Here is a 14,435-nt window from a genome sequence, read left to right on the forward strand (position 1 = left end):
TTTTATAGACCTCCTGATGTTTGAAAACTTCTGATTAAACCTCCTATTAATAAATCCCATCCATTTACAAGAATAAATAAAAGTAGTTTAAAAGGAATAGAAATCATTATTGGAGGTATCATAACCATTCCCATTGACAAAAGTATACTTGCTACAACCATATCAACAATTATGAAAGGAATATAAATTAAAACTCCCATTTTAAAAGATATTTCTAATTCGCTCAAAGCAAAGGCTGGAATTAATATTTCTGGTGGTGTATCATTAACATTTTTAATTTCTTTTTTTACACTTGATGCAAGCATAAAAATATTATCCTGATTTTTATGAGAAACAATTTCGTTTATCATAAAATTTTTAATAGGATTCCATGTATTTTCAAACATTTGCGTATATGATATTTTTTCTTCAGAATATGGTATTATAGCATTTTGATATATTTGATTAAAAACAGGTGACATTATTAAAAAAGTTAAAATTAAAGCTATACCTATTAGGACCTGATTTGGAGGGGCCTGACGGCTACCAAGAGCAGTTCGTAAAAACGATAATACAATTATAATCCTCATAAATGATGTAAACATCATTATAAAAGATGGAGCTAAAGTTAGAATAGAAAGTAATAATAATATTTCAAGTGTTGGAATTAAAGTATCTGGACCTGGTGTATTCCCTCCAATGTTTATAGTAATTTCAGGAATGGGCAACGGTTCCTGGGCGCTGCCAATAAAAAACAAAAATAAAAATAAAGTTATTAAAATGTATTTTTTATTAAAATATGTATTTTTAAAACATTTCTTCATTTGTTTTTTTCTCCCTTTTTAAAGCTCCAATAAAAGTATCAAAAAATTCTTTTTTTCCTTTTAATAGTTCGGCAAGCTGTTCATATTCTAATTTATCAAGATATGAGATAGAATTATTGTTTGTTAATATTAAATAATAATTATCCAACACTTTTATAATATTTAAGGTTAAGTTTCTATCAATATAAAATTTTTTTACTATTCTTACAGAAGGAGTGTTTAATAAACCTTTGTTTATTAATTTTTTTTGAATAAATAATAATAATATAATGAATAATAAAAGAAAAAAGATCAAAAAAAAAGCCCACAAAGTCCAACTGCTAATAAAGGTTGTTTGAGTTGATGAAAAAGTAAGGGGCGTAAAATCACCCCCTTGAAACTTTTTGAATAGCTTCGATTACTCTATTAGCCTGAAAAGGTTTGACGATAAAATCTTTTGCGCCTGCCTGTATTGCTTCGATAACCATTGCCTGTTGTCCCATAGCACTACATACAATAATTTTAGCAGCCGGATCTTGTTTTTTAATCTCTTTTATTGCTTGAATTCCATCCATTACAGGCATTGTAATATCCATAGTAACAACATCAGGTTTTAATTCAGTATATTTATCTATAGCTTCCTGACCATTAGCCGCTTCTCCAATAACTTCCATCCCCGCTTTTGTAATAATATCTTTTAATAACATTCTCATAAAAGCAGCATCGTCAACTATCAAAACTTTTATAGCCATTAAAAGCACCTCCACATAATATTATTATACTTCTATTGATTCAAATAGATTTTCAAGGTTGAGATATACAATTAGTCTGTTATTTATTTTTAAAACACCATTAACTTTTCCAATGAATTTTCCGCTCTTTGATGGGAGAATATCCAGCTCTTCATCATCAAAAGAAATTACATTATTTACCTTATTTACCAATATTCCCAATTCTTCTTTATCATGCTTCATTATAATTATACTATCAAATTCAAAATCTTCGTCAATTTCTAAGTCTAAAATTTTTGTTAAGTCAAAAACAGGAACAATTCTTCCTCTTAAATTTACAATTCCCACAATGAATTCTTTGGAATTTGGGACAGGCGTAATATCTTCTTTTTCAATAACCATTTCTACATATTCAACATCGATTCCAAATTCCTGACTTGAAATTTCAAAGGATAAAATTTCTTTTTGCATAAAATCACCTCTTTATATTTCGTTTAAGTTCGTAATGTCTAATATTAAAGCTATTCTACCATCACCTAAAATTGCACCACCACTGAACTCTTTTACACTATTTAAATATTTACCCAGAGGTTTTATAACGATATCGTCCTGTCCTAAAAGGCTGTCAACGACAACACCATATTTTTTATTTGCAGTTTTTACAATAACAACCTTTTCTATATAATTATTATCATTTCTTTTCATTTTAAAGATATCTCTTAATCTTATTAAAGGAATGACCTCACCTCTTAAAACAAAAACTTCATTTCCCTGAACTATTCTAATATCACCATCTGTCATTTTTTGTGTTGTGTCAATATTAGCAATAGGTATTGCATAAACAAAATCGTCAATTGTCACTAACAAAACCTGTATTATGGATAATGTCAATGGAAGTCTTATAATTATTTTTGTTCCAATATCTTTTTTTGAAGAGATAGTAACACTACCATTTAAGGATTCAACAACAGTTTTAACTACATCCATTCCGACGCCGCGGCCAGATAAATCTGTTGCCTGTTTTTTAGTAGAGAAGCCGGGTAAAAATATAAAAGAGAAAATTTCTTCATCACTCATTGTTTGAATCATAGAAGGATCAACAAGTCCTTTTTCTACCGCTTTGTTTGCAATTATTTCTCTATCTAATCCTTTTCCATCATCTTCGACGCTAATTACAACGCCATCACCTTCATGCCATGCAGATAGTTTTATAGTACCAACTTTAGATTTTCCTTTCTTTATTCTTTCGTCAACGGGTTCTATGCCATGATCTATAGCGTTTCTTATTAAATGAATTAAAGGATCACCTATTTCATCTACAACAGTTCTATCGAGTTCTGTATCTTCACCTTCAATTATTAAATTTACTTCTTTTTTTAGTTTTTTTGCAGTATCTCTAACAACTCTTGGAAATCTATTGAAAACAAATGCAATAGGAATCATTCTGATTTTCATAACAATATTTTGTAAATCCAGCGTTATTCTACTTAAATTTGCGAGACTTTCATCCACATCTTTTATTTCGTATTTTCTCAGTGTTTCAGTTATTCTACTTCTGGAAATAACCAATTCAGCCATTAAATTCATCAATTGGTCTAATTTTTCAATATCGACCCTTACTGATTGAAGTTGTATTTTTTTCTTTGATGTGGAAGGATTTTCCGCTGAAACACTCTCTTTTTTATTATTGTTTATTTCCTTTGGGACACTATCCTGTTTTTCAAAATCTTCATTTTTAAAAGTATTTATGGCTATACTTTCAACTTCTGAAATTCCTAAAAGCTGTTCTCTTAATTCATCAGCAGAGACATTTATTATTACGCCTAATTCAATTTCGAGGTCGAATTTTTCATCCTCTATATCCTGCGAAGAAGGGTTGGTATAGACAACTTCTCCTCCTAAATCATCGATTTTGTGTAAAACCATAAAAGCTCTTGCGGCTTTTAACTGTACATTTTTATCAAACTTAACATTAATTAGGAAAAAGTTAAGATTTTTTTCCTTTGCGACATTATATAAATTTTTCAAGGATTCTCTTGTTATGTCATCTAAATGAGATAATTTATCGGAAGCATTAGCAGCTTGAGATGAAACGGTAATGTTTTCATTTGCATTCTGTAATGTTTCTATATTTTCAACAATATATTTTTCTAAAATAGATATTAAATCATCTAAAGAAGTTAAATTTCCTTTTCCACCATTTGAAATATCGGCTATACTTTCATTGAGAGCGTCAAGTGTTTTAAAAAGTAAATCAATTAAATCTGAGGTAACTTTTGTTTCACCTCTTCTTATTTTGTCCAGGATATTTTCCATTTTATGGGATACTTTTGCAATTTTATCAAATCCCATGGTACCCGCCATACCTTTAAAGGTATGCATAACCCTGAAAATTTCATTTACTTTTTCCATATTTTCAGGATTATTCTCTAATTCTAATAATTCATCATTTAGTTTTTGTAAATTTTCATTGGCTTCCTCGATAAAAACATTTAAATAAATATCCATTTCACCCATAAGAAAAACCTCCTATAAAAACAATTTTAAAAATCTTATTAGCGAGTAGAAAGCAGCTTTTCTTTTTATTAATATTCGATTTCCAGAAAATATTTTCTTTTCTATTATTATTTTACCACATAAATTACAATAAAATCCAAAAAAGATAGTTCCTACCGGTAAATGTTTTGTTCCACCTTTAGGTCCAGCAATACCGCTTATCGAAATTGAATAATCAGAATTAAATATTTTTGCGGTATTTATTGCCATTAATTTAACAGTTTCCTCACTTACGGCACCGTAATTCTTTAAAACTTCATTATCCACATATAATAATTTATTTTTTATGAAATTATTGTATGCAACAATAGAACCTTTATATACTCTGGAAGATCCAGGAATATTTGTTATAAAATTGCCAACCAGCCCACCTGTACACGATTCAGCAGTGCTTATGGTTTTGTTATTATTAGATAAGTTGTTTATAATATATTTTAATGGATTATATGGAACGACATATTCTATAAGTTGATTATTTATAAAATCAATAATGGATTTTAATTTTTCTTTATTATCTTTAAATATCAATGAAGGTCCTATATCCAATTCGAGTTTTGTAGAATAATTGATATCTTTTAAATGCTTTTCTAATATAGAAATTAGCTGCGATTCAGTAATATTATAAAATTGTATTTTTTTTGTATATATTATTTTTTTATCGAATTTATCAAAAATATTTTTGAAATACTTTTTGAAAATATAAAGAGCTTCATCAGGAGGACCTGGTAGTAAAATATAATGTTTATTGTTTTTTGTTATATAAAGTCCTGGCGCACTACCAATATCATTTTTTAAAATGATAGAATTTTCAAACACATAAGCCTGTTGTTTTATAAACTTATTTGGGGTTTTTCCGAATCTTTTATAACGATTAATAATATCATTGTAAACATCTGTATTCAGAATTAAGTCAATATTTAAAAATTCAGCAACGGTATTTCTTGTGATATCATCAATTGTGGAACCCAACCCACCTGTAATTATAATCACGTCATTTTTAGTTGAAAGAAAACTCAAAGAAGATATTATATCTTCTTTATTATCCCTTACACACATATGAGTAGAAACTTCAAATCCTTCATTATATAAAATATTTGAAATTTCTTTTGATGTAATATTTGAAATTTCTCCTTCAATAAGTTCATCGCCTGTGCTTAGAATACCTACTCTTATATATATCACTCCTATAAAATTCTTATATATATTTTACCACAAAATACAATTATTTAGAAATTAATACGATTATACTCTTTGTTTTTACAATATAATTATTAGAAACTTTTTGAGGAAAATCAAGAAAATCATCTGGTGAATCGAAATACGTATCAATAACTCGAAACCAGCTTTTATTATTAAGAGCTGGAAGTTCAAAGGACAAATCTTTTTCATAAAAATTTAGGGCAACGTATATATCATTATCTGGAGGAACATTTTGATTTACAAAGTCTATTCCGCTAATCATAAAAGCCAGAGATTTAGAATAATAAGAGAAATCTGGTTGATTTAATTTAATTCCATGCCATGTAATATCAGGTATTCCATCACCACTGTAATCTTTTCCGGTAAAAAAGTGCTCTCTCCTTAATGTATGATGTAATTTTCTGAAATTAATTACTTTTCTTACAAATCGAAAAATATCCGAAAAATCATCCTTTCTCTTCCAATCTACCCAATTCTTAATTGTATCCTGACAATAAGCGTTATTGTTACCGTATTGTGTCCTACAAAACTCATCTCCCATATATATCATGGGAGTTCCTTGCGAAATCATAAGTATTGTAAAAAAGTTTTTTATCTGTTGTTTTCTAACTTTCAATATGTCTAAATTATTGGTTTCACCTTCAATTCCATAATTAAAGCTATAATTATCATTAGTTCCATCCTGATTATTTTCGCCATTTTCTTCGTTATGCTTATTATTATATGAAACAAGATCCCACATTGTAAAACCATCGTGAGAAGTTATGAAATTAACACTTGCCATAGGAGATTTATTCCCATATAGGTCTTCACTACCGGCTATTCGACATGCAATTTCACCTGTTAATCCCATATCACCTCTAACGAACTTTCTAACAGAATCTCTGAATTTTCCATTCCATTCAGCCCAACCTTCTGGAAATGCTCCTAAAAAATAGCCCCCTGCAGCATCCCATCCTTCAGCAATTAATTTAGAGCCAGAAATTATAGGATCCTCAGCAATGTCTTTTAACAATGATAAATCTCCTATCCAATTTCCATTAGAATCTCTACCAAGTATAGAAGCTAAATCAAATCTAAAACCATCAACATGCATTTCTGTTACCCAATATCTCAAACTATCAATGATTAAATTTTTAACAACAGTATTGTTGCAATTGAAAGTATTACCACATCCGGAATAATTTTCATAGTATCTTTTATTTTTACTCAAAATATAGTAAACAGAATTATCAATTCCCCTAAAAGATAATGTAGGTCCTAATTCATTTCCTTCTCCTGTATGATTATATACAACATCTAAAATAATTTCAAAACCTTCTTTATGAAGTATTTTCACAAAATCTTTGAAGAGAAATACCTGCTCTCCTATTTTTAGATCATTGGAATAATTTCCAGTTACAGCAAAAAAAGCCAGAGGATTATACCCCCATACATCTTTTAGTTTTTCACCTGTAATGGGATTATTTCTTATAATGGAATTCGGATTAAATTCAAATATAGGCATCAATTCTACGGCATTAACTCCTAAATCTTTTAAGTAAGATAATTTTTCAATAATTCCGTCAAATGTTCCTCTGTTCTTGATGTTAGAATTAAGATTCATAGTAAACAGTCTTACATTCATTTCATAAATTATCAAATCTTTTAATGGGATTCTTGGATGAACATCATCTTCCCAATCATAAACGCTATCATCTATTACTACGGATTTTGTGGGACTTTTAGCAGAATCAATAGTAGAAAATGAAAGATCTAACAAAGATGATTTTTTATCGTATCCATAAACGCTATCCTCATCCCAATTATAAGAACCAGAAATAGCTTTTGCGTAGGGGTCAGATAATAATTTGTATTTATTAAAACGCAACCCATTAATAGGGTCATAAACACCATCCACTCTCCAACCATAAAACTGCCCATGTTTGATATCATGAATATAAATATGCCATATATTCCCTGTTTTGTTTTTTATTGGATCTAATTCAAATACGTGTGAAGGTATATCATCATAAAAATTCTGGTATAACTCTAAAATTACTTTTGTGCTGTTTTTAGTAAAAATGCCAAAATTAACTCCCCCGGAGTCCACGATAGCTCCTAATTTGGGATACCCCCTACTTGTTTTTAATAATACTGAATTATCAGGATTATTATAATAAAAATTAGAATTTTTCATATAATCATCTCTATTTCCTTTCTTCTATAGCTTTTTTTAAAGCTTTTTTCACCTCTATATCTTCTTGTTTTAATTCGTTTATCAAATCTTTAATTGTCCAATTTATATTTGTTTCTGTAGTTGTTGCGAATATTATTCTCGGCATACCTTCAACATTTTTTATAGCTTTCATTATCTTATTTATTTCATCGCCGGTAAATCCGTTTAATATAATTACAGGTGTTTCTTTTATTTTGTCAAACATCAAAACAACCCCTTCCTTATTTTTATGAAATATCTTATTTTTTATTATATAATTATATCATAAAAATAGGTAAAAAGTTTTTTTATTTTAATTTTTAAAATATAAATTGTCTCTTGACAAAATAAGAAAAAAATAGTATAATATTTTTGTAATCATTACAAAAATAATCGGATTTTATGGGAGGGAAAATTATGAAAAAATATGTATGTACAGTTTGTGGTTATATTTATGATCCAGAAGAAGGAGATCCAACAGCAGATATTCCTGCAGGAACATCATTTGATGATTTACCAGAGGATTGGGTATGCCCAATGTGTGGAGTTGGAAAAGACATGTTTGAAGTTCAAGAATAATATACTATAAAAAATGGCATGCTTAAGCATGCCATTTTTTATAAAAATTTTTATAGAATTTTTTTTAAATATTGACCTGTATATGTATTTGCTTTTATTATATCTTCTACAGTTCCATTTGCAAGTATATATCCCCCATTTTCTCCACCTTCAGGGCCTAAATCGATTATATAATCGGCATTTTTTACGACATCTAAATTATGTTCTATAATAATTACAGTATTACCTTTTTCAACTAATTTGTGTAAGACCTCTATTAATTTCTTTACATCTTCAAAATGTAATCCTGTAGTTGGTTCATCGAGAAAATATAGGGTTCTTCCCGTAGCTCTTTTTCTTAATTCTGAGGTTAATTTAATTCTTTGAGCTTCTCCACCTGATAAAGTAGTTGCTGGCTGCCCAAGTTTAATATAACCAACTCCAACATCATTTAACAGTTGTAATATGTTTTTAATTCTTGGTATATTCTGGAAAAAATCAAGTGCTTCTTCAACTGACATATCCAGAACATCTGCTATGGATTTCCCTTTATATTTAACATTCAGAGTTTCTTTGTTATATCTTTTACCTTTACACACATCACATGTAACATAAACATCAGGAAGAAATTGCATTTCTATTTTTAAATAACCATTTCCATTGCATGCTTCGCATCTACCGCCTTTTACATTAAAACTAAAGCGTCCTTTTTTAAATCCTTTCATACGAGCTTCTTTAGTTGCAGCAAACAAATCCCTGATTAAATCAAAAACACCGGTATAAGTAGCAGGATTACTTCGAGGCGTTCTTCCTATAGGAGATTGGTCAATGGCTATAACATTGTCTATATATTCAATTCCTTCTATTTTTTTATAATAACCGGGTTTGACTTTAGCTTTCCTTAATTCTTTTATTAAAGCCGGATATAATGTATCCATAATTAAAGATGATTTGCCAGAACCAGAAACTCCTGTAATTACGATGAATTTTCCTAAGGGGAACATTACATCGACATTTTTTAGATTATTATGTGATGCACCATATAATTTTAACACTTCATTCCTTTCAATTTTTTTTGTATGATATTTTATAATATCAATTCTTTTTTTTCCTGTTATGTATTGTCCTGTAAGCGAATCTTTTGGGTTTTTCAATAAATTTTTTATCCAACCACTATATACAACTTTTCCACCATTAATTCCAGCGCCAGGACCTAAATCAACTATATAGTCTGAAGATTTTATCACCTCTTCATCATGTTCAACAATTATAACTGTATTACCAAGATTTTTTAATTTTTTCAATGTTTGAATTAATTTATCATTATCTCTTGGATGCAGTCCAATAGTTGGTTCATCTAAAACATATGTAACTCCTGTTAAACCAGATCCAATTTGTGTAGCGAGTCGGACTCTCTGTGATTCACCACCAGAAAGCGTATTTGCAGATCTTGAAAGGGAAATATATCCCAGACCAACATCCGTTAAAAATCCCAATCTTTTTTTTATTTCATTTAATAATTCACCAACTATTTTTTTTTCAAAATCTGTTAATGTAATATTTTCGAAAAAAAATTTTGCTTTTTCAATTGGCATATCTGAAATTTCTTGTATATTTTTTTCATTTAGTTTGATGCTTAGCGGTTCAATTTTCAATCTTTTTCCTCCACAAGTTTGACATATTTTCATAGTCATAAATTCATTTTGGTAATAGTTACGCATTTCATCTGAATCGGTAGATTTATATCTTCTTTCATACATGTTATACAAACCTTCAAATGTTTTTTTGAAAGTATACACGCCATTTGGAGTAATATATTCAAAAGTGATTTTATCCTTTGTGCCATATAATAAAGCGTTTTGTGTTTCAGTTTTTAATTCTCTGATTTTTTTTTCTGGATTGTCGTTATAATGCAAAATCACTTTTTCCAAAGTTTTAATTATATATGTATCTTTTCCGGCTTTCACTGCGCCATTATATATATTTTTATCAGGATCCAGAATATATGAAGGTTCAAATTCATATTTAAATCCCAAACCATGACAATCTTTACAGGCACCATAAGGGCTATTGAATGAAAATAATTTTGGAGTAATTTCTGGAAAAGTAAAACCGCATTCAGGACAAACTAATTTTTCACTATAGATTTTTGATTTAATAATATTTTCATTATTATCAAGTTCTCTAATTTCTACAAAACCATCAGATTCTTTTAATGACAATTCTATAGCTTCATACAATCTTTCAAAATTTTCTTTTTTTAATTTCAATCTATCTATTAATAAGTTGAGTGTATGCCTGTAACTTTTTTTCAAAGAGACAATGTCTTCCAGATCAAATATTTCTCCATCTATTTCAATTCTTTTATAACCATTTTTTTTCATCTGTTCAATTTCTTTTTTAAATTCGCCCTTTTTTTCTTTTGCTATTGGTGAGAACACATAAATCCTTGAACTGTCATCAAACTCCTTATATACTTTATCTATAATTTCGTCTATTGAAGATTTTTCCACTGGAATATTACATTTAGGACAGAAAGGTTTTCCAATTCTGGCAAATAAAACTCTCATGTAATCGTATATTTCTGTCACGGTTCCAACTGTAGATCTTGGGTTGTGTGAAACAGATTTTTGCTCTATTGCTATAGCCGGAGATAAACCTTCAATATATTCAACATCAGGTTTTTTTAATTCTCCCAGGAACATTCGAGCATATGAGGATACTGATTCTAAATATCTTCTCTGTCCCTCAGCGTATATTGTATCCATAGCTAATGTAGATTTTCCTGAACCAGAAAGACCGGATATTACCACCAATTTATTTTTTGGAATTTTTACATCGATATTTTTTAAATTGTGTTCTCTTGCACCTTTTACATGAATATAATTCATAAATTCACCTCAAAATATTAATTGTATAATAATTATAACACAATAATAGATATTAAAATTATTGCAATTTATATATTCTATATAATGCTGGAAAATCGATTAAAAAGTGTAATATAATTGCACTTAACAAACCATATTTAAAATAAACATACGAAAAAAATAAACCAAAACCAAATCTTATAGGAAAAGTTATAAAGAAATATCGTTTGTTTTCAATGCCATTGAATAAGTTAAATATATGTATTAATGCGAATAATAAAGATGAAATCATAACGGCTATATATATATTATTATAGATAAACAGTAATTTTGTATTTAAAATACCTCTAAAAAAAACTTCTTCTACTATTGATGCAGATAATGGTATTAATATCATCCTTTTCCTGTTAATATAAATTCTAAATGAATCACTTTTTATCCATTTTTGTGGAAGAAAAATTATTATTATTCCATATATTATAAAAATAATGTATATATAATAGGGTAATTTTATATGTAATTTTAATTTGTATATGAATATTAAAAGTGTAAATATAACAGATTTTACGATTAAAGATTTTTCAAATGAAAAAAATTTTTCTATTGAGTATATAATAAAAAAGTAAATTAGAATTATAATTAATAAAATTATAATATTCATTTTTTCTCCTTTAAATCATTTAATTTTTTTATGAAAGCTTTAAAGATTGGGTGTGGGGATCCAACTTTACTCTTTAGTTCAGGATGAAATTGAACACCTATGAAAAATGGATGATTTCTTAATTCAACAGCTTCAACAAAATCTGATTTAGCAGAAATAATTAATTTATTATCTATATTTTTTTCTTCTGAATAAGCAAAAAGATCTTTGAATTTATCTAAATTAACTTCATATCTATGTCTATGTCTTTCAAAGACAATATCTGTTTTATATATTTCATATAATTTTGTGTTTTTTAAAATCAATGTTTTTTGAGCCCCTAACCTCATAGTTCCACCTAATTTTAATATCTTTTTTTGCTCTTCCATTATGTCAATAACAGGATATGGTGTTGTAGGATCAAACTCGTACGAATTAGCATTTTTAAGTTTTCCGATGTTTCTTGCAAATTCTATGACCATTATTTGCATTCCCAGACATATACCAAATATAGGTATTTTATTTTCTCTTGCTATTTTAACAGCTTTTATTTTTCCCTCAATACCTCTTTTGCCAAAGCCACCTGGAATAATTATACCATCATATCTGGATAATAATTCTTTTGTTTCTTCCTCTGTTAGGTCTTCAATTTGTTGTGAATCTATTAACTCAGGCTTTTCTGCTCCACATAAAAATATACTTTCTATAATACTTTTATAAGCATCATCGGTTCCAAGATATTTTCCTACTAATGCTATTTTTATTGGTAAAAAGTTTTTAGGATAATTCCAGTTTAGTTTATTATCTATTTTTAAATTTAAATTTTCGGCAATTATATGTTGAACACCGATATTGTATAATTTTTCTGGAACTTCATAAACATTGTCAACATCAGGTAAATTAATCACGTGTTTTCTGTTTACACCTGCAAACAAAGCGATTTTATCAAGACTATTTGAATCAATAGATTTTTCTGTTCTAATAATTAACATATCTGGATGTATCCCGATTTTCCTGAGTTGCTGTACAGACTGTTGAGTAGGTTTTGTTTTGAATTCGTTAGTTACGCTTAAATAAGGAACAAAAGTAACGTGTATGAAAAAAAAGTTTTCTATTCCCGCTTCAAGTGACAATTCTCTTACGGCTTCCAAAAATATTTCACCTTCAATATCTCCAACGGTACCACCAATTTCTATTATTAGTAAATCTGTGTCAATATTTTTTATTCTGTTTTTAATCTCTTCAGTAACATGAGGAACCATCTGTACAGTAGCTCCTAAATATTTTCCTTCACGTTCTTTTTCTATAATACTTTTAAAAATTTGTCCAGCTGTAATATTATTATATCTTTTCATATTGATTCCTAAAAACCTTTCATAATGCCCAAGATCTAAATCCGCTTCATAACCATCATCGGTAACAAAAACCTCTCCATGCTGATTTGGATTCATTGTACCTGCGTCTACATTTAGATATGGATCTATTTTTAAAGAGTTAACTTTAATACCACTATCTTTTAGAATTCTTCCAATTGAAGCAGAAACAATACCTTTTCCAATACCACTTAAAACACCACCAGTTATGACAATATATTTTTTCGCCATATTTATCCCTCCAGCATTTTTATAGTCCTTTTAAATAAAATAAGGGAAGCGAAAGCTTCCCTTATAAGGTTGTTATTCTTCTTCTATTTTTAATTTTTCAGCTAACGAATTAATAACATCCTCTACAGTTTTGATGTTCTCTAATTCTTCATCTTCAATTGTAACACCCAATTCAGATTCAAAAGCCATTGTCAGGTCAACAAGTTCTAAAGAATCCGCATCTAAGTCATCGGTGAATGAAGCATCTAAAGTAACCTCTTCTTCTTCAACATTTAAAGTTTCTACTATAACCTCTTTTACCTTTTCAAAAAGTTCATCTCTTGTCATATTAATACCTCCCTATTAGATTTCACAAGACAGCCATTGCGTTAATAAAATGAATTAATAAAATCGGTATTATTATATTAATATTTTAATACCTTGTCAAGTAAAAAAAATATGTATTTTCTGTAAAATTTAAAACGTTTTCTTTAAAACAACTTTTTAATTTTTTCTGCATCTTCTTTTGAAAGAATATTTTTTTCGAGGAGTTTTTCAAGGATTTTTAATCGATTTTGTACATTCAATTTTGAAATTTCAGAATATAAATAACTCAAAAATTCTTCTTTTGAGTTAAAATTTTCCTGTTTAATGTTTTCAAAGGGATCAGATACATCTTGCTTAATCTCTTTTTTCATTTTTTCTAAATTTATTTCATAAGTTCCATCAGCTTTATATAAAGAATTTGTTTCTTTTAACAACGAAATTAGTAAAAACCATTCATACAAATTAAAAGTTATTAATCTGAGAAACATTATAAAATTAGCATCTCTATATTTTAAAATAGGTTCTTTAATCAAATTTTTCTGAATTTCAATATTTTGTAGGTAAAATTGATCTTTTATTATTCTGTTTATTAATTTTATATAGGTAAACCATATGAAAAATAAAAATAAAAAAAAGAGGAACGTATCAAATGTTGGTAAAACAAATTCAATATTTTTCAGTTCTTCAACAGAAGAAATATTGCTATAAAAACGTTCTAATTGATTTGAAATTTTAATAAAAATTATAGTAAATCCAGAGAATGAAATTATGTAACCAAATAGAATTTTTAAAGAATTGTTTTGTTTAAGATTAAAAAATTCCAGATCCTCAGTTTTAAATAAGATTTTAATTCTTTTTATATGTTCATCTCTATTTTTAAGTAATATATGATATACAAACATGGTAATAGCAAAACTCAAGGGCCATAAATAAGGAATAATATACATAATCATTCCAACAAGAACTATTAATGGATTTAAAAGAATCATAA

14 protein-coding genes are annotated in these 14,435 nt (G+C 28.0%); 1 reads left to right on the forward strand and 13 read right to left on the reverse strand.

The features are described from left to right. Window positions 1-2: 2 nt before the first annotated feature. From fliP to X274_RS01365, 8 genes are all read right to left on the reverse strand, one after another. Window positions 3-803, reverse strand: coding sequence for a flagellar type III secretion system pore protein FliP (gene fliP, locus X274_RS01330; protein ID WP_047265002.1), 801 nt, complete (start codon window positions 801-803; stop codon window positions 3-5). Beyond that, window positions 787-1,098 carry a flagellar biosynthetic protein FliO gene (locus X274_RS01335; RefSeq protein ID WP_047265003.1) on the reverse strand — a complete coding sequence of 104 codons (312 nt, stop codon included), beginning with the start codon at window positions 1,096-1,098 and terminating at the stop codon, window positions 787-789. Before X274_RS01335 ends, fliP begins: the two co-directional genes overlap by 17 nt. A 70-nt stretch (window positions 1,099-1,168) precedes the next feature. Further along, window positions 1,169-1,534: a response regulator gene (locus X274_RS01340; protein ID WP_047265004.1), complete on the reverse strand. Its 366-nt coding sequence runs from the start codon at window positions 1,532-1,534 to the stop codon at window positions 1,169-1,171. 24 nt (window positions 1,535-1,558) lie between these two features. Beyond that, complete coding sequence (locus tag X274_RS01345) at window positions 1,559-1,984, reverse strand: chemotaxis protein CheW (protein WP_047265005.1); 426 nt, start codon at window positions 1,982-1,984, stop codon at window positions 1,559-1,561. 12 nt (window positions 1,985-1,996) lie between these two features. After that, window positions 1,997-4,030 carry a chemotaxis protein CheA gene (locus X274_RS01350; protein ID WP_047265006.1) on the reverse strand — a complete coding sequence of 678 codons (2,034 nt, stop codon included), beginning with the start codon at window positions 4,028-4,030 and terminating at the stop codon, window positions 1,997-1,999. A gap of 12 nt (window positions 4,031-4,042) precedes the next feature. Continuing rightward, window positions 4,043-5,251 carry a nicotinamide-nucleotide amidohydrolase family protein gene (locus X274_RS01355; RefSeq protein ID WP_047265007.1) on the reverse strand — a complete coding sequence of 403 codons (1,209 nt, stop codon included), beginning with the start codon at window positions 5,249-5,251 and terminating at the stop codon, window positions 4,043-4,045. 40 nt (window positions 5,252-5,291) lie between these two features. After that, the gene (glgX, locus tag X274_RS01360) at window positions 5,292-7,448 is read right to left on the reverse strand and encodes a glycogen debranching protein GlgX (protein WP_047265008.1); all 2,157 of its coding nucleotides are present in this window, start codon (window positions 7,446-7,448) and stop codon (window positions 5,292-5,294) included. A 10-nt stretch (window positions 7,449-7,458) separates the two neighbouring features. After that, entirely contained in the window at window positions 7,459-7,692 is a 234-nt protein-coding gene (locus X274_RS01365; RefSeq protein WP_047265009.1) for a DUF3783 domain-containing protein, read from the reverse strand. Window positions 7,693-7,883: 191 nt separating this feature from the next. Between X274_RS01365 and rd the strand changes: the two genes are divergently transcribed. Then, on the forward strand, window positions 7,884-8,045 hold the full coding sequence (gene rd / locus X274_RS01370; RefSeq protein WP_047265010.1) for a rubredoxin: 162 nt from the start codon (window positions 7,884-7,886) through the stop codon (window positions 8,043-8,045). A 50-nt stretch (window positions 8,046-8,095) separates the two neighbouring features. Here rd and uvrA read toward each other — a convergent pair whose 3' ends face one another. The 5 genes from uvrA to X274_RS01395 form a co-directional block, all read right to left on the reverse strand. Then, window positions 8,096-10,915 carry an excinuclease ABC subunit UvrA gene (gene uvrA, locus X274_RS01375; RefSeq protein ID WP_047265011.1) on the reverse strand — a complete coding sequence of 940 codons (2,820 nt, stop codon included), beginning with the start codon at window positions 10,913-10,915 and terminating at the stop codon, window positions 8,096-8,098. 58 nt (window positions 10,916-10,973) lie between these two features. Beyond that, on the reverse strand, window positions 10,974-11,555 hold the full coding sequence (locus tag X274_RS01380; protein ID WP_047265012.1) for a CPBP family intramembrane glutamic endopeptidase: 582 nt from the start codon (window positions 11,553-11,555) through the stop codon (window positions 10,974-10,976). After that, window positions 11,552-13,138 (reverse strand): CTP synthase, encoded by a 1,587-nt coding sequence (locus tag X274_RS01385; RefSeq protein ID WP_047265013.1) that lies wholly within the window; start codon window positions 13,136-13,138, stop codon window positions 11,552-11,554. The genes X274_RS01380 and X274_RS01385 overlap by 4 nt, the downstream gene beginning before the upstream one ends. A gap of 72 nt (window positions 13,139-13,210) precedes the next feature. Next, window positions 13,211-13,465 (reverse strand): acyl carrier protein, encoded by a 255-nt coding sequence (acpP, locus tag X274_RS01390; protein WP_047265014.1) that lies wholly within the window; start codon window positions 13,463-13,465, stop codon window positions 13,211-13,213. Window positions 13,466-13,608: 143 nt separating this feature from the next. Continuing rightward, the gene (locus X274_RS01395; RefSeq protein ID WP_047265015.1) at window positions 13,609-14,433 is read right to left on the reverse strand and encodes a hypothetical protein; all 825 of its coding nucleotides are present in this window, start codon (window positions 14,431-14,433) and stop codon (window positions 13,609-13,611) included. Window positions 14,434-14,435: the final 2 nt, after the last annotated feature.

This window comes from Marinitoga sp. 1155 (genome assembly GCF_001021175.1).
Taxonomy (GTDB): Bacteria; Thermotogota; Thermotogae; order Petrotogales; family Petrotogaceae; genus Marinitoga.

Bases quoted from the DNA above. Each gene is read 5' to 3' on its own strand.
- fliP (WP_047265002.1), bottom strand. From the start codon at position 803: ATGAAGAAATGTTTTAAAAATACATATTTTAATAAAAAATACATTTTA.
- X274_RS01340 (WP_047265004.1), bottom strand. From the start codon at position 1,534: ATGGCTATAAAAGTTTTGATAGTTGACGATGCTGCTTTTATGAGAATG.
- X274_RS01345 (WP_047265005.1), bottom strand. From the start codon at position 1,984: ATGCAAAAAGAAATTTTATCCTTTGAAATTTCAAGTCAGGAATTTGGA.
- X274_RS01350 (WP_047265006.1), bottom strand. From the start codon at position 4,030: ATGGGTGAAATGGATATTTATTTAAATGTTTTTATCGAGGAAGCCAAT.
- glgX (WP_047265008.1), bottom strand. From the start codon at position 7,448: ATGAAAAATTCTAATTTTTATTATAATAATCCTGATAATTCAGTATTA.
- X274_RS01365 (WP_047265009.1), bottom strand. From the start codon at position 7,692: ATGTTTGACAAAATAAAAGAAACACCTGTAATTATATTAAACGGATTT.
- rd (WP_047265010.1), top strand. From the start codon at position 7,884: ATGAAAAAATATGTATGTACAGTTTGTGGTTATATTTATGATCCAGAA.
- uvrA (WP_047265011.1), bottom strand. From the start codon at position 10,915: ATGAATTATATTCATGTAAAAGGTGCAAGAGAACACAATTTAAAAAAT.
- X274_RS01380 (WP_047265012.1), bottom strand. From the start codon at position 11,555: ATGAATATTATAATTTTATTAATTATAATTCTAATTTACTTTTTTATT.
- X274_RS01385 (WP_047265013.1), bottom strand. From the start codon at position 13,138: ATGGCGAAAAAATATATTGTCATAACTGGTGGTGTTTTAAGTGGTATT.
- acpP (WP_047265014.1), bottom strand. From the start codon at position 13,465: ATGACAAGAGATGAACTTTTTGAAAAGGTAAAAGAGGTTATAGTAGAA.
- X274_RS01395 (WP_047265015.1), bottom strand. From the start codon at position 14,433: ATGATTCTTTTAAATCCATTAATAGTTCTTGTTGGAATGATTATGTAT.